At 61.0% G+C, this 16,189-nt stretch carries 9 protein-coding genes; 6 read left to right on the plus strand and 3 right to left on the minus strand.

Annotation, left to right across the window (positions count from 1 at the left end; genetic code table 11):
* Positions 1–64 precede the first annotated feature (64 nt).
* Positions 65–1,654 (minus strand): ABC-F family ATPase, encoded by a 1,590-nt coding sequence (locus M5C01_RS17625; RefSeq protein WP_152739692.1) that lies wholly within the window; start codon positions 1,652–1,654, stop codon positions 65–67.
* Between the two features lie 723 nt (positions 1,655–2,377).
* Between M5C01_RS17625 and M5C01_RS17630 the strand changes: the two genes are divergently transcribed.
* Positions 2,378–8,674: a TcdA/TcdB pore-forming domain-containing protein gene (locus tag M5C01_RS17630; RefSeq protein WP_178129862.1), complete on the plus strand. Its 6,297-nt coding sequence runs from the start codon at positions 2,378–2,380 to the stop codon at positions 8,672–8,674.
* 109 nt (positions 8,675–8,783) lie between these two features.
* The gene (locus M5C01_RS17635; protein WP_152739694.1) at positions 8,784–9,128 is read left to right on the plus strand and encodes a hypothetical protein; all 345 of its coding nucleotides are present in this window, start codon (positions 8,784–8,786) and stop codon (positions 9,126–9,128) included.
* A 14-nt stretch (positions 9,129–9,142) separates the two neighbouring features.
* Here M5C01_RS17635 and M5C01_RS17640 read toward each other — a convergent pair whose 3' ends face one another.
* Positions 9,143–10,249: a GNAT family N-acetyltransferase/peptidase C39 family protein gene (locus M5C01_RS17640; RefSeq protein WP_152739695.1), complete on the minus strand. Its 1,107-nt coding sequence runs from the start codon at positions 10,247–10,249 to the stop codon at positions 9,143–9,145.
* Between the two features lie 92 nt (positions 10,250–10,341).
* On the opposite strand from M5C01_RS17640, the gene M5C01_RS17645 reads away from it, so the two are divergent.
* Positions 10,342–11,928: a RimK family protein gene (locus M5C01_RS17645; protein WP_152739696.1), complete on the plus strand. Its 1,587-nt coding sequence runs from the start codon at positions 10,342–10,344 to the stop codon at positions 11,926–11,928.
* 199 nt (positions 11,929–12,127) lie between these two features.
* On the plus strand, positions 12,128–13,159 hold the full coding sequence (gene ilvA / locus M5C01_RS17650; RefSeq protein ID WP_152739697.1) for a threonine ammonia-lyase, biosynthetic: 1,032 nt from the start codon (positions 12,128–12,130) through the stop codon (positions 13,157–13,159).
* 11 nt (positions 13,160–13,170) lie between these two features.
* Here the strand turns inward: ilvA and eco are convergent, their stop codons facing one another.
* Positions 13,171–13,650 carry a serine protease inhibitor ecotin gene (gene eco / locus M5C01_RS17655; protein ID WP_103494252.1) on the minus strand — a complete coding sequence of 160 codons (480 nt, stop codon included), beginning with the start codon at positions 13,648–13,650 and terminating at the stop codon, positions 13,171–13,173.
* Positions 13,651–14,077: 427 nt separating this feature from the next.
* Between eco and M5C01_RS17660 the strand changes: the two genes are divergently transcribed.
* On the plus strand, positions 14,078–14,347 hold the full coding sequence (locus M5C01_RS17660; RefSeq protein WP_103494253.1) for a DUF1652 domain-containing protein: 270 nt from the start codon (positions 14,078–14,080) through the stop codon (positions 14,345–14,347).
* A 164-nt stretch (positions 14,348–14,511) separates the two neighbouring features.
* Positions 14,512–16,158, plus strand: coding sequence for a phosphoglucomutase (alpha-D-glucose-1,6-bisphosphate-dependent) (gene pgm, locus M5C01_RS17665; RefSeq protein ID WP_103494254.1), 1,647 nt, complete (start codon positions 14,512–14,514; stop codon positions 16,156–16,158).
* Positions 16,159–16,189 lie beyond the last annotated feature (31 nt).

A 16,189-nucleotide genomic window follows, 5' to 3' on the forward strand; every position in this document is an offset into this window, starting at 1 on the left:
GAAAGCAGGCTAACTAATTTCTTGTGTGCTCTATGGGAGCCGGCGTGCCGGCTCCCATAGTTTTTTAGAACACCACGCCCTGGCTGCGCAGGTAGTCGTCATAGGTGCCGCTGAAGTCGATCACGCCGCTTGGGCTCAGTTCGATGATGCGGGTGGCCAGGGATGAAACGAACTCACGGTCGTGGCTGACGAAGATCAGCGTGCCCGGGTAGTTCTCCAGCGCCAGGTTGAGGGACTCGATGGATTCCATGTCCAGGTGGTTGGTCGGTTCGTCCATGATCAGCACGTTCGGCTTTTGCAGGATCAGCTTGCCGAACAACATGCGGCCTTGCTCACCACCGGAGATGACCTTGACCGACTTGAGGATCTCGTCGTTGGAGAACAGCATGCGGCCGAGGGTACCGCGAACCACTTGTTCGCCTTCCTTGGTCCAGCGGCCCATCCAGTCGAACAGATTGGATTCGTCTTCGAAGTCCGAAGCGTGATCCTGGGCGTAGTAGCCCAGTTCGGCCGCTTCGGTCCACTTGACGGTACCGGCGTCCGGGGTCAGTTCGTTGACCAGGGTGCGCAGCAGGGTGGTCTTGCCGATCCCGTTCGGACCGATGATCGCCACGCGCTCGCCGGCTTCAACCTGGAAGCTGAAGTCCTTGAACAGGGTCTTGCCATCAAAACCTTTGGCCATGCGCTCGACGATGACCGCCTGGCGGTGCAGCTTCTTGGTCTGTTCAAAGCGAATAAACGGGCTGACGCGGCTCGACGGCTTGACTTCGGCCAGCTGGATCTTGTCGATCGCCTTGGCGCGGGAAGTGGCCTGCTTGGCTTTCGAGGCGTTGGCCGAGAAACGGCTGACGAAGGATTGCAGCTCGGAGATCTGTGCTTTCTTCTTGGCGTTGTCCGACAGCAATTGCTCGCGGGACTGGGTCGCCACGGTCATGTATTCGTCGTAGTTGCCCGGGAACAGGCGCAGCTCGCCGTAGTCCAGGTCGGCCATATGGGTGCAGACGCTGTTCAGGAAGTGACGGTCGTGGGAGATGATGATCATCAGGCTGGAGCGCTGGGTCAGGATGTTTTCCAGCCAGCGGATGGTGTTGATGTCCAGGTGGTTGGTTGGCTCGTCGAGCAGCAACACTTCCGGATCGGAGAACAACGCCTGGGCCAGCAACACCCGCAGTTTCCAGCCAGGGGAGACTTCGCTCATCGGGCCGTTGTGCTGCTCGATGCCGATACCCAGGCCCAGCAGCAATTCACCGGCGCGGGATTCTGCGGTGTAGCCGTCCATCTCGGCGAAATCGGTTTCCAGCTCGGCCACGGTCATGCCGTCTTCTTCGGTCATTTCCGGCAGCGAGTAGATGCGGTCGCGCTCGGCCTTGACCTTCCACAGCTCTTCGTGACCCATGATCACGGTGTCGAGTACAGTGAATTCTTCGTAGGCGAACTGGTCCTGGCGCAGTTTACCCAGGCGTACGTTCGGTTCCAGCATGACCTGGCCGCCGGACGGGTCGAGGTCGCCGCCGAGGATTTTCATGAAGGTCGACTTGCCGCAGCCGTTGGCGCCGATCAGGCCGTAGCGGTTACCGGCGCCGAATTTGACCGAGACGTTCTCGAAGAGCGGCTTGGCGCCGAACTGCATGGTGATATTTGCGGTGGAGATCAATTACTTTACCTATCAAGGGGTTACGCGCTGCTGATGGGGTGCTTGGGCCATTCCCTGGGCATTTCAGGAGCTTTTCCATCTCGCTCCGGTCACCGCTGGAGTTCAGCCAGCGCGCGTACGTAAAGAGCAGCATCCGACGGTGTGTCCGAGCTGCTGTGCAATTTAAAGGCGGGATTCATTCCAGACATTGGGCCTATTGTCGCATACGGATGACGACAGTTACATGGCTGTTGGCGGGTGTCTGTCTGTGAGGCCCAGCACAGAGCCATGTCTATACATATGTACGACTTGAGACATAACGCTTCTCAGCACAATACGTCCCCGTAATTGAAATCATGATTCTGGAGGCGGTACATGGGTGTTGGAGCGGCTACAACCAGGGACGGTGTGGATGGGAACGGGAGCAGCGGATCGAGGAAAAGACCTGGTTCGGTCGTCAGGAACGAGGGTGGACGGCCGAGGATCCGGGGGGATGAAGCCGGCACCTCGACACAGAGTCATGAACCGGGCCCATTCGGGGCCAACCTCGCCCTTTGGGGGCAGTCCAAGCGCTACAACGAAGCCGGTGAAACCTTTGACAGCCAGGTCATCCTGGAGCTTGGCGAGGTCCCGGGGATTGCCGACGCCATACGCTCACTCGGACTGCAGCACCCCGACAAGCCGACCCTGTGGTTTCGACTGAGCGGGCAAGGCTTTGTACCGGTGCTTGGCGATCCCACACAGATGAACGGGTATGCCCGTATCCTGGTCCTCGGCGTGGCGGGTGCGGAAGGGGTCTTGAGCGGCTATACGCCGGCCCAGGTGGAAAGCCGGATCAGCGAGTTCCGTGGCTGGCTGCGTGATCGCTACCACTACGGTAGTTATGGCTTGAAAGGTTCTATTTACGAGGACTATCTGACCACTGCCTCGAACTGGAACACCCGGCATCCCGCTTATCCGGTGACCGGCATGGGACGTGGCGGCAAACGTGATCCCGATTTCTGGCGCAAGGTGAAAGAGCGCCTGCGCGATAGCAGTGGAACACGCGCGGAAAAGGTCCGGGCGCTCAGCCAGATGGACCTCAGGATTGATCTGCGTGGCCTGCCTTTTTTCAGCATGCCGGGCAGTGTGGCCACCGAACTGGAGCAGGTGGATGGCGCGCTGATTGCCGATATCCTTCACCGCCAGTCAGAGGGTACCCCTGCACCTGTGGTCACCCGCGTGATAGAACCCATGGCCGGCTCGGGGGTTTATTCGAACTGGGCCAGGGCGCTGGGGTTCAAGGGCAAAATCATCGTCAACGATATCAATCCCTTGATCGCGGTGACCCAGAGCGAGGTGGTCAGCCATCCGCAGGGCGTCGTCAGGGGTGTCCAGGAGATCAAGTCCGATCTCCTGGCGATCAGCCGCCAGCATGGTTTTGATTTCGACGACAACCTGTCAATGAGTTTTGAGCGCCTTTTTCCGGATGACGTCCCTTTACCCAAAAAAGAGGCGGAACAAGCAAGACGGCGGGAAAAGCTCAAGGCGTTTGTCAGGCAGGATCGGGCGGACAATCTTCGTCAGGCGGTAAAGGATTATTTTGAAGACAGTCTGGCTGAATTGATCTCGCTGAAAGATGGCAAGGTGATTGTTGATGAGCCGGCGGTGCCGAAAATTGGTCAATTAACCGCCAGGACACGGGTCGCCGCGTTGTTTTATGTCATGCAGAATGCGGCCAAGCATACTAGTGCGGTCACCATCAACCAAGTCTCCTCGGCCGAGTACAGGTTGCACTTGCCTCTGTCCTTGCTGACGGCGGAGGAACATTACCGGGTCAATTTTCTTCCTTTGATCACCAATGAAAGAAAGTTGTTTTTTATCAGTCGGCTCCACGGCGGGAATCTCGACAGCACCGAGTTCCTGAACGGTGACGGTTGGGAGTTGTTTGCGCGATCCGATCTGGGGCCAGGTGATCTGATCCTGCTCAGTGGGCATTTCAGTAATAGCTATCTAAGCGTTGAAGAGTTTTATGAGAAAGTCGATCGTTATGTGACGCGAGCGGTTGAAAAGGGTGCGCAGGTCCTGATTATCAATGACTTCAGTGAGGCCAAGGAGCAGGGATTCAAACAGCGTGGTTACCAGGTTTCCCGGCATGCGCGCTTGAGTAACAATAAAAGATCCTATCTGTTGGCGTTGCGCAATGTTGTGACGACCTCCAGTACACCCGAAGCATTAAACAACCGTCTTCGCGATTTCGTGGTTGCGATGCATGATATCGAGAAACGGGTCGGTTTTATTCCCGGTGAAGTATTGGTCGGCTGGAGTGGCGAGGATTATTACGACCCTGAGGCGGTGCAGAGGGCGAATGTCGAGCAGTGGTCGGCGTCAGCCTCTGACGACGAGAACAGAGAGCCTCTTTCGCAAGATGACAGCGTACTGAACCGGGACGAAGTCGGCGAGTGGGATCTGCCGGCGCTGGCGGTATCCAACGAAAGCGAGGGTACCAGCCGGTTCGACTACCAACTGATCGTTCAGCTTGAAGATAATCGGACGGTCAGGCAGGCGGCGATTGATCTGGCCGGTAAACACCCTTCGGATTCATTGCTGCTCCAGCTCGACGTCGCGGGCCAGTTGCGCTTCGCGCCAGGCCAGGATTCGCTGCTGGCGCGGATCGGCCAATTGAACCGGCAGGGGAAAAACCACTGGCGTTTGCAGGCGGTGGGTCATGGTCGTGACGATGCCGCCGGGCAGCGGACCCTGGCGGGTTACTTGCCGTCCGAACTGGCGCAAGGCCTCAGGCAGTTACTGGACCATCCTTTGCTGTCCGGGCAGGTGCGGGCGCGAGCTGCCGCGCCGGAACATATCAGCCTGGTGGGGTGCGCGCTGGTGGATAACGAGCCGACAGAAACCAGTAGCTATATACAGGCGTTCGTACACGCCCTGGATCGGGAAAAACTCTCCGTACGTTCCGTCGCGGCCCATTCGGCGAAAATTATCGTCAACCCGCAGGGCGGCAAACGGGGCGTCACCCTCACGGATACCAAGATGGTCCTGCGTCGTAGCGGCGATGCCTGGATGGCGCTGGTCGCGCCAGGAAAAACCGGGTACGACGAGAGCCTGCTGCTGACGGAGACGCTGGATGAAAAACTGGCTCAGTTGGAGCTGAAGAAACAGCGGCTCGGCGTGGTGACGCGGGTGCAAGGCTTTCAGCAAGGCATGGAGCAATTGTACCGTGACAATAATCTGTCCGCGGGCGAATGGCTGCCGCTCTGGCACAGCCTGAAGCAGGAGGAAGCTGCCAAGGGCGGCGAGTACCGATTGGCGTTCGCGCAGATTGCGCATCCTGAGGAATCGACGCGGGTACTGCGTTTGACGGACCGCCGCGTGGTTGAATTCATGCAGGACTACAATCGGCAACTGACCCGGGTCGCGCAGGCTCGCGAGGGGGCGGGCGAGCCCTTGGCGGGCCAGGTCGACGCGACCGAAGGGGAGGCCGCCGATGGGCTCAATGCGCTGTTTATGGTCCAGACCCTGTTCGCCTGGTTTGGCCACAAGAGTCGCACCGAGGCGGCCGGCGGCGAGTTGACGGCGGTATTGGGCTGTTCGCTGCAAGTGCACGCTTGGCTCAATACGGCGCAGATCGTCCATGGCACGGTCATGGATGTGGCGAAAGTCGTGCACCTGTTTCGTTCGGCACTGGCGATCAGCAAGGGCCAGGCGTTTTTCAGTGAGGCGCAGTCCCTCAACGTGATGTCGTCGCTCTCCAGGCTCAATGCCGGCGTTGGCCTGTTCTTGAATCTGGGCAGCGTGGTACTGGATGTCATCGAGTTGTCCCAGGCGCAGAATGAAGCCCAGCGTGCGGTCTTCGCCACCCAACTGGCCTTTGATAGCGCCGGACTGGCCCTCGGCGTGTTCAGTCTTGGCGCTTCGATGGCGGCGAATGCCGGTATCGTCGGTGCCGCCTCCGCTTCGGGTTTTGCCGGCGCGCTGGCGGCACCCGTGGCGGGCCTGGGCATCGGCTTCACCGCCCTGGCCCAGGCCTTCAGTGCCGTGGCCGAGGAGGCCGCCCAGGTGGGTAGCTATTTTGCCGGTCTCGATAGCGCCTATCGCCAGGGCGGCTATCGGCGCGTGGAGCGCAAAAACAGCACCGATCATGGGGCGGATGTCCAGGCCCCCGGGCATGTCCTGATGGAGTCCATTCCGGGCGCGGTGATCAGCGCACTGGATCTGCGTCGCCAGCAACTGACCCTGGGCAGCCAATACCTTTACCGCAACGACCCCAGGGGCTCGACCGGCTCCGGCAGGAGCAACTACTTCCTCTGGTGGCCAGGCCGCGGAGCGAACCTGGACAAGAGCCAGGCGATCAATATTCGCGAAGGTATCGGTTATCGCCAGGCCGAGGTCAGCTTCGCCCCCGGCGATGCGATCCTGGTGCTACCCATGACCCCGAAGTCGTACCTCAATTACGAATACATGATCCTGCCGTTTGCCACCACTCGGCACGACTACGGTTTTGATGTGTTGCGCAGGCTCGAGGAAGACTATCGCTTCGACTTTGACTTCTACGCCTTCCCCGGTGAGCGGATTGTCCGGCGGATTATGCCGGAGTACGTGGAGACACCGGTCAGGGTGTTATTGGACGCCCAGGACCGTGACATCCTGGTGCCCGCGCTGCCGGATATCCTGCTGGGCAAGCTGTCCTATCAATTGGAGGGCGAGGGCGGTCATTACCGTCTCGGCCTGCTGGACGGTGTGTCGATTTCCCTGGGGGGCTCGGCGAACAGCCGTTGGACACTGGATGCCCGGCAATTGAAGGAGGCCACGATGCGCCTCGACGGCAGTCAGTTGCAGGTGGGGAGCCTGGCGATAACCCTGGCGGAGAACTGTGGCGAGATTTCGTTGATCGACGCCAGTGGCGAGTTGTTTACCGTCGACCGGGAGAACCAGCAACTGAGTCTGTTGGAGGCCGATGGCAGTGTATTCGCGGATTGGCAGGCCCTGCATGCGCATCTCAAGCAGTTGACTAGCCATTCACCCCACAGCCAACCCTTCGTGACGGTTGATCATTATCGCCCGGCCGGGCAGGACACCGGCAGGGCGTTCTATCAGGTGAGCCAGGACCGTTTTATCTACACCGATTATCCGCAGGCCAGTGAGTTTCTCGGCCAGGCGCAGTTGGGCGGTATCGTCGAAGACAAGGCCTGGTTCTACCGGGACGCGGATGTCTGGCAGGTGGCAATCGCCACGGGACAGGTACTGGTCCAGTACCGGCCGCGGACCTTTGCCGGAACCATCACCCACAGCAGCCTGGTGCAGCGCGATGCTCAACTCCTGCTGGCGATTGAAGAGCTGTTGCCGGACTGCTCCGTCGAGCACATTTATCAGGTCGAAGAGGCCTCGCTGAAACTGCTGGCGATCCATCGGGTCGGGCAACTGTTCAACCCCGGCGAAAACAGTCTGGCCCTGCTATCCGCCGCTGCACACTGGCGTGATCCGCTAAAACGGATGACCGAGCGGCAAGTCAGCGCCATCTGCGCGCGAGTAGTGGCCTGCGCCGCCAGCCTGGGGCAGACGACAGAGCGCGAGTGGCTGGTTTTCAACAGCGAGTACCAGCCGCCGCGTGTGGTGCGGGCAAATCTGGGCGCGGCCCTGCCGCGGGACCTTTCGCTGGTGGGGTCGACGGGGGGTGACAAGCCGGGTTTCTACTTCTACGACCCACATGCGCGGCGGGCTTACTTCCAGGCCGATGAAGGCATGAGCGGGACGCTGGCTACGGCGGTGGACCTCAGTGAGGTCAGTGCTGTCCGGGGCGGCGATCAGTCACCGTGGCTGGCCCTGACGACGGAGGGATGCCTATGGCTGTTGGACCGTGGCGCTGCGCGGCTGGCGGGCGTGGTTGCCAGTTGGGTCGCCGGCCACCGGGAAGATCTGGCGACGGCGCTCGGACGGCTGGCCAGTACGGCGCCGGCACGACTCGACAACCTGGCGTTATGGGGGCTGGGAGGCCTCGCGGGAAAAACCACCGGCGCCTGGTATGACTGTGCCGCGCAACGGCTGGTGCAGGGCGGCGGCAATCTTGATGGACGGCAGGCCCTGACCTATCTGGGACTGACCGCCGATGACCGCCATGCCTGGATTCTGGATGGCGAGAGCCAACAGCTCTATCGCCAGGCCCTGCTCCCGGCCGAGACCGAGTTGGCATTCGACGAGCAGTTGCTCCCGTCACCCGCGGCCCCCGATGCGATGGCCTGGCAGGCGCCGCAGCAGTGGATCAGGGGGCAGCGGCAAGGGACCCGGTTGCACCTGGAAAGCAGCGACGGTGCCATGGTCCTGCTGCCGGTGGCCGCCACACTGACGGAGCGGGCGACGCTGATTGCGCTAAGGATCAAGACGCCGCAAGAGAGGGCACAGGTCGGCGAGCGGATCGCGGTGTTGCGCCAGCATTACGACCTGCCCTCGGCCGTGCGACTGTTGACCGAGCCGGGCCAGGCCCCCGGCTGGTATCTGCCGGACAGCGCGGAGCTGCTGTGTGCCCAAGGCCCGCAGGCAGACCATCAGTTGACTTACCTGGGCAAGGCCGCAGGCCAGGCGGGCGGTTATATCCATGATGAAGACAGTGGGCAATTGTGGTGCCTGGACAATCTGCAGGCGACGCCGGTAGGGCGCTACAGTTTTGTCCATTTGTCCAAAGGCAACCTGATCCTGCAGCTCGACCACAGCAGTCCGGCGTACGGCGAGCCGTTGCCGGTCCTGGAGGAGGCCGAGTGCCTGATGGTTTCCGGCCACAGCCATGAAGTGCATCACTACCCACTGGGTCGTGGGTTGCTTAGCCATTATCGACAGATCGTCATTGACGCGCAGAGCCGTGATGCGCTCATCAGTGCCGATTCCGAACGGCTGGTGTTGCAACGCAGCGGCGAGGATCTGATGCTCTATGACAGTGACGTCCATACCAGCCTGCTGATCCCGGATATCGAGCAGGCGGCGCAACGCGGGACCAAATTGCAACTGGCGCCCCAGGCGCTGAGTGGCCTGCTGGCGGGGCTGGGCCGACAGTAAGGCGGCCGGTTGTGCCACGGCGGCACTGAATTCGAGGCGGTTGCGGGTATATTATGGGGCGAGGCGTTGTCCAACCCCCATAACGAACTCACCCTTGAAGAGAGGCGTCATGAACAGACTGGTCTTAGCTCCGATAGCCTTGCTGGTCGTCGGGCTTCTGGTCGTTGCCCTTCCTGCCGAAGGTACTCCCCAGGGCGCGCCGCGGTTGCTGGCGCAAAACCTGCCCAACAGCGACAACCCCTACAACAGCCCGATTCGCCGCGCCAATCCAAACAGTCGCCAGGGTTCGGTGTCCAGCGCACCGCCCTTGCGCGGTCCGAGTACGTTGCCGACGCCACGGCCTGCGACCATTGAAAACGGCGCGATCCAGAATGGCTATCCGCGCGATCAGTCGGCACCGATGGCGGTGCCAATTAACCCCGGTACCCGCAGCGATCCGAATATGCAACGCTGAGTATCGCTCCCAGCTTATTGCTGCTCACGTCGATAGACAATCACCGCCGCCCGCAGCTTGCTGCTGCCGAAGGCGCTCATCTTGTCGAACTCGGCATGACTGACCGGCAGATGCTGGCAGTCCAATGGCTGGCGATGCTGGCTGTGATCGACATCCGGGTCGTGCAGATAGACGAATTCTTCATCACAGTCAGTGACGATCACCCAATGCGGGGCCTTGGAGCGGGTCAGGCGGTAGCTGCTGATCAGCACCAGCGGTTGTCCCGCTGCGGCCAGCAGGCGTGGCAGGTCCAGCGGGCCGCCGAACACCTGCTCGACATCGGTTGACGCCAGCTCGCTTTCAAAGCCCTCGTGGACCAGGCGCATGACGTCTTTTTTATGTTCGTTGCGCACACCGTTGAGCAGCAGCGGCCCCCTGATGCTCACTTGCAGGCGCACCGCGAAACCCCGGCGCCAGGCGGCCAATGCCAGCCCCTGGGGGCTGCAGCCGCCATGGCCGGAGGTCATGAACACCGTGGTCGCTTCGCGCCAGATTTGCACCTCTTCCCGGCGCGAGGTGCTGCGCCCCGGCTGTAACGCACCCATGGCCATCAGCAGGCAAGCGGGCCCGCAGGTGAACTCGGTGGTCTGGGCGTAGTAGGGGACCTGCAGGTCGCGGCTGTCGCGGTGTTCAAGAATACGTTTTTCCAGGCGCAGGGCGTCGGCGTGGTCCTCGTAGTAATCGCTGATCCGCCCGAAGCGGCGATAGCCGTTGCGTTCGTAAAGGGCGATGGCGGCGGCGTTGTCGCTGCGCACTTCCAGGCGCAGGTAGGCGCAGTCATGCTCCAGGGCGCAGGCTTCGCTACGTTGCAGCAGTGCCTTACCCAGTCCGGTGCCGCGAGCGTGGGGAGCGATGGCGATGGAGTACAGGCGCGCCAGGGAGGTGCCGCGATGAAACAGCACCAGGGCATAGCCGGCCAGTCGAGCGTCCGCTTGCTGGGCGACCATCAGTTGCGCATGGGCACGGCTGACCATCCACTGGAAGCTGCGGGCGGTCAGCCGGTCGGTGGTGAAACAGTGCTCTTCCAGTTCCAGCAAGGCGGGCAAATCATCGGTCGTGGCAATGCGAAAGACAAGATCCATATAACCACCGTAAAAGTTGTGTAACGAAACGGGACTTTCAAAAAACTTCGTGCTTAATAGGAAGTGTCTTGTTTTCCATGGGGTCGGTTTTTATGTCAGCGGTACAAGGTCATTGGCGCGAAGTATCCGAGCAAACTGCACTGACAGCAATAACCACGACAAGTATTTTGTCAAGTTCAACAAGTCCCGGCAGTCAGTTGGTTATTATCGTGGAGCGCAAGGAAGACTGGGCCTCTTATTTTCCCAGCGAAGACATCGTCACGGCCCAGGAGTACCTTGAGCAGACCCGGGGCAATGAGTCTGGCAAGCGTGTCCAGGTGATCAACCTGTGCCGCAGCTACAAGTACCTGGGCCACGGCTATTACTGCTCGTTGCTGGCCGAGGCGAGAGGGCACAAGGTCATTCCGTCGGTGCGCACCATCAGCGAATTGACCCGCAAGGCGCTGTACGGCCTGGCCCTGGACGATCTCGACAAAACCCTCGATAAAGCCCTGGGCCATCAACTTTACCAAGGCACCGAAGGCTTTACCCTGACCTTGTATTTTGGCAGTACGGTGATCGAGCCGTTACAGGATCTGGCGCGTCAGTTATTTGAAGTTTTTCCCTGTCCGATATTGTTGGTCGAGTTTAAAAAGACCAACGCCTGGCATATCGAAGGGGTCAAGTCGGGCACCTTGCACAAGTTGCGCGAAGATCAGGAAGATCACTTTGCCCAGTCCCTGGACAGTTTCAGTCGCAAGATCTGGCGCGTGCCCCGTTCGCGGCGCCTGGCCCGTTATGACCTGGCGGTGTTGCATGATCCCCAGGAGGCGCTGCCGCCGTCCAATGCCAAGGCACTGGAGAACTTTATCCGGGTCGGCAAGGGCCTGGGCATCGATGTCGAATTGATCGAGAAAAAGGATTATTCGCGTATCGCCGAATACGACGCCCTGCTGATCCGCGAGACCACCAGCGTCGACAACCACACCTACCGCTTCGCCAAGAAAGCCGAAAGCGAAGGCCTGGTGGTGATGGATGATCCGACCTCGATCCTGCGTTGTACCAACAAGGTCTACCTGACCGACCTGCTCAAGAGTCATAAGCTGGGCATGCCCGCCACCGAGATTCTCTACAAGGAACGACCGGAAGATTTCGAACGGGTCGGCGATCGGCTGGGTTTCCCCCTGGTGCTGAAAATCCCCGACGGTTGTTTCTCCCGTGGCGTGATCAAGGTCGAAAGCCAGCAGGCGTTGCTGGAGGCCACCGCCGAGTTGTTCGAACACTCGGTCCTGCTGCTGGCCCAGGAGTTCTTCTACACCGAATACGACTGGCGCATCGGTGTCCTCAATCGCAAGCCGATCTTCGCCTGCCAGTACTTCATGTCCAAGGGCCATTGGCAGATCTACAACCACAAGGCCAAGGGCCAGGACATCAACGGCGAATGCCGCACCCTGGCGGTTCACGAAGCACCGCGGGCGGTGGTGGAGCTGGCGGTCAAGACCGCCAACCTGATCGGCGACGGGCTCTACGGTGTCGACCTCAAGCAGTCCGGCGACAAGGTCGTGGTAATCGAGGTCAACGACAACCCGAACATGGACGCCGGTATCGAGGACGCCTATCTGCAGGATGATCTTTACGGCCTGGTGCTCGAGGAGTTCGTCCGGCGCCTGGAGCTCAAGCGTCGTGGCCAGGCCTGGTAATCGATGCATCCGGGCATTGACTTGGCCGTGGTGCCCGGATAACGTCGACACATGACTTCCGTACAGCGCTTTTCTCAGCCAAGCATTATTACCGCCATTCCTTATCTGGCGGGCTGACCTGTATCTGTTACCCAAACCCGCCTCCGAGGCGGGTTTTTTGTTTCTGTCTCCGAGGCCAAACGATCACCCGGAGACCGCCATGCCCAGCACCGCTACCCTCAGCCAGGAACCTGCCACCCATAGCCATTTGCTTGGCGACTATGTGCGCAAGATCCTTGCCGCGCCGGTCTACGACCTGGCGATTCGTACCCCGTTGCAAGTGGCCCCGGCGTTATCCCTGACCCTGGGCAATCAGATCCTGCTCAAGCGCGAGGACCTGCAGCCGACGTTCTCCTTCAAGATCCGAGGGGCCTACAACAAGCTGGTCCAGCTCAGCGAGGCCCAGCGACGCTGCGGCGTGATCACGGCCTCGGCGGGCAACCACGCCCAGGGCGTGGCCCTGGCGGCGCGAACCCTGGGGATCCAGGCGACCATCGTCATGCCCACCCGCACACCGGAACTGAAAGTGCGGGGCGTGCGCAGTCGTGAAGCCACGGCCGTGCTGCACGGGGAGAGCTTTCCGTTTGCCCTGGCCCATGCCCTGCAACTGGCCGGGGAGCGTGGCTACACCTTTGTCTCGCCATTCGATGACCCGGATGTGATCGCCGGGCAGGGTACCGTGGCCATGGAGTTGCTCAACCAGCATCCCGGGCCGCTGGATGCGATCTTCGTTCCGGTCGGCGGCGGCGGGTTGATCGCCGGCATCGCCGCCTACGTCAAATACCTGCGGCCGGAGGTGCGCATCATCGGCGTGGAGTCGGAGCACTCCAATTGCCTGCAGGCGGCGCTAAGGGCGGGGGAGCGGGTGGTGTTGCCCAAGGTCGGGACTTTTGCCGACGGCGTGGCCGTGGCGCAGATCGGGGCGTATGGTTTTGAAATCTGTCGTGAGTATGTCGATGAGGTCATCACCGTCAGCGACGACCAGCTGTGCAGCGCGATCAAGGACATCTATGACGATACCCGCTCCATCACCGAACCTTCCGGTGCGCTGGCGGTGGCGGGCATCAAGCAGTACGTGGCGGCCCATGGGCCGCGCGGCCAGACCCTGGTGGCGGTCAACTCGGGGGCCAATATCAACTTCGACAGTTTGCGCCACGTTGCCGAACGCGCAGCCCTGGGCGGGGCTGCGTGAGCCAGAACGGTTTATTCGGGGCTGGCGGGCTTGATCAGCTTGGACGGTGTCCAGATCCGATAACGGATCTCGAGGTCATCGGGCGCGTAGATCACCAGGGGCAGCTTGCTGTTGTAACGCAGCATGTAGCCTTCGCCGATCACCGGGACGAAGTCTTTTTTCGTCTTGCTGCCGGGCGGGCAGGCCATCAGGGTGGACATCGGCCCGGTGACTTTCTCCAGGCGGTAATAGGAGTAGCTCCAGCCCTCGAGGTTTTTCTCGTCCAGGTTGCCGCCCAGGCGCTTGGTGTTGCAATCGACGGGCATGACCTTGCCGGCGATGATCTCGACCCGATGGTCGGAGTCCTTGGTCATCTTCGGCACGCGAATGACCGAGCGGGTGAATCCGTCTTCGGCCTTGGGGAAGGGGGCCAGGTCGGCTTTGTCGGCGGCGAACACGCCGGTGGTGGTTAGCGCCAGCAGGAAGGTTGCGGCGATAGTCGTCGAATTCATGAGCTCTCGTTGCCCTGTCATGAGGGGGTACTCCCTCGTTTGATGGATGCGGTGGCGGCACGGTGCCTAATGACACTGGCGCTGGATGCCGGTCCAGGCCAGGGGCGTTTGCCACGATACCGGCAAACGGCACGATCCTAGAAGGCATTTGATGCATTTTGCATGGACGCGCGGGTCTATTAGCGCCTTAACGCATTGATTTTTCCAACAAACAATAATTCATCTTGTTTCGGCACGCTGAGTGCAAGGTCATTGTGTCGGATTGTCGGACGAATAACCTTAACGAGCTGTGTGAAAAGGCCTAATCTGAATATCGGTGTCGTCCTCCATGGCTGGACCGGGCGCCCGCTTGAAACGCAGATGTGAATGGCTAACCCTGGCTGTTCTGCCAAAGACCTGGCCGTCTCACATAAAGGAGAGAGTCGCCATGCAAGTATTGTCCACGTTGGAATTACGCAACATCATCGAGAGCAGTTTCCTGCCCACGCGCTGCCAATGCAGCCTGGGGGCGGACGAGTCGTTGACGGTCAGAGTCTTCGACCGAAAATCCGAACGGATCGACCTTATGGTCACCGGAATCCAGGCATCGAAGCTTGACAGCAGTCGGGCCATCTCCGACTTGATTGCAGGACTGCGCTATGACCTGAAAAATCATCAGGTCGCCGCCCTTGGCGAAATGAAAGCACGGGCGCGCTAACGCGCCGCATCATTTGCGCTGATCAAGAGACGCGCTTCCTCTCACGGGGGAGCGCGTTTCCCATGGAAAATCTTCGCGCCAACGGATAGAACCCTTAACGTCAGTGTCGAACTGCCAGTAAACTGCGCGTCTTCCCCCGTACCATCCATCTCCAGAGGTTTTGCATGACACTCAGTCCTTTTGCGGGCAAGCCGGCACCGGCACAGTTGCTGGTTGATATCCCGCGACTGGTATCGGCCTATTACACCGGCCAGCCCGATGCGGCGATCTCCACCCAGCGTGTGGCCTTCGGCACCTCCGGGCATCGTGGCACTTCGTTCGAGCTGAGTTTCAACGAGTGGCATGTCCTGGCCATCAGCCAGGCCATCTGCCTGTACCGCCAGGCCCAGGGGATCGACGGTCCGCTGTTTGTCGGCATCGACACCCATGCGTTGTCCACGCCGGCCGGCGCCAGCGCCCTGGAAGTGTTCGCCGCCAATGGCGTGGACACCATGATCGCCGCCGCCGACGAGTACACGCCGACGCCCGCGGTCTCTCACGCGATCATCTGCTACAACCGCGGTCGCACCTCGGGCCTGGCGGACGGCGTGGTCATCACCCCGTCCCATAACCCACCGGAAAGCGGCGGCTTCAAATACAACCCGCCCAATGGCGGCCCGGCCGATACCCATGTCACCAAGTGGATCGAGGCCAAGGCCAACGAACTGCTCGCCAACCGCCTGGCCGGTGTGAAGCGTGTGAGCTACGAGCAGGCGCTCAAGGCCAGCACCACCCATCGCCACGACTACCTCAACACCTACGTGGCCGATCTGATCAATGTCATCGACCTGGATGCCATCCGTTCCTCCGGCCTGCGCCTGGGCGTGGACCCCCTGGGCGGGGCCGGCGTGCGCTACTGGTCGGCGATTGCCGAGCACTATCGACTGAATCTGGAAGTGGTCAACACCGAAGTCGACCCGACCTTCCGCTTCATGTGCGTGGACTGGGACGGCAAGATCCGCATGGACCCATCCTCCAGCCATGCGATGCAGGGCCTGATCGGTTTGAAAGAACGCTTCGACGTGGCCTTTGCCTGCGACCCTGACCATGACCGTCACGGCATCGTCACCCCGTCCGGCGGCCTGTTGGCGCCGAACAACTACCTGGCGGTGTCCATCGACTACCTGTTCCAGAACCGTCCGCAGTGGCGCGCGGATGCTGCGGTTGGCAAGACCGTGGTCAGCAGCGGCCTGATCGATCGGGTTGCGGCACGCCTGGGCCGGCGCCTGTACGAAGTGCCGGTGGGCTTCAAGTGGTTCGCCGACGGCCTGTTCGACGGTTCCCTCGGCTTTGGTGGCGAGGAGAGTGCGGGGGCGTCGTTCCTGCGCAAGGACGGCAGCGTCTGGACCACCGACAAGGACGGCCTGATCCCGGCCTTGCTGGCGGCGGAAATGACCGCGCGCACCGGGCGTGATCCGAGCCAGATCTATCGCGGCCTGACCGATGAACTGGGCGAGCCGTTCTCCGTGCGGGTCGATGCCAAGGCGACCCCGGCGCAGAAGGCCCTGCTGAGCAAACTGGCACCTGAGCAGGTGACGTCCACGCAACTGGCGGGCGAGGCGATCCAGCGCATCCTCAGCCACGCGCCGGGCAACGACCAGGCCATTGGCGGGTTGAAGGTGATGACCGAGAACGGCTGGTTCGCCGCGCGTCCTTCGGGCACCGAGGACATCTACAAGATCTACGCCGAGAGCTTTATCGGTGACGATCACCTCAAGCGTCTGGTGGAAGAAGCCCAGGTGCTGGTGGATGGGGCGATTTCACCGAGCTGATTGTGGCTTCTGTAGGAGCTGGCTTGCCGGC

Origin of the sequence: Pseudomonas sp. MWU12-2319 (genome assembly GCF_023242525.1) — a bacterium.
GTDB classification, from domain to species: Bacteria; Pseudomonadota; Gammaproteobacteria; order Pseudomonadales; family Pseudomonadaceae; genus Aquipseudomonas; species Aquipseudomonas gingeri_D.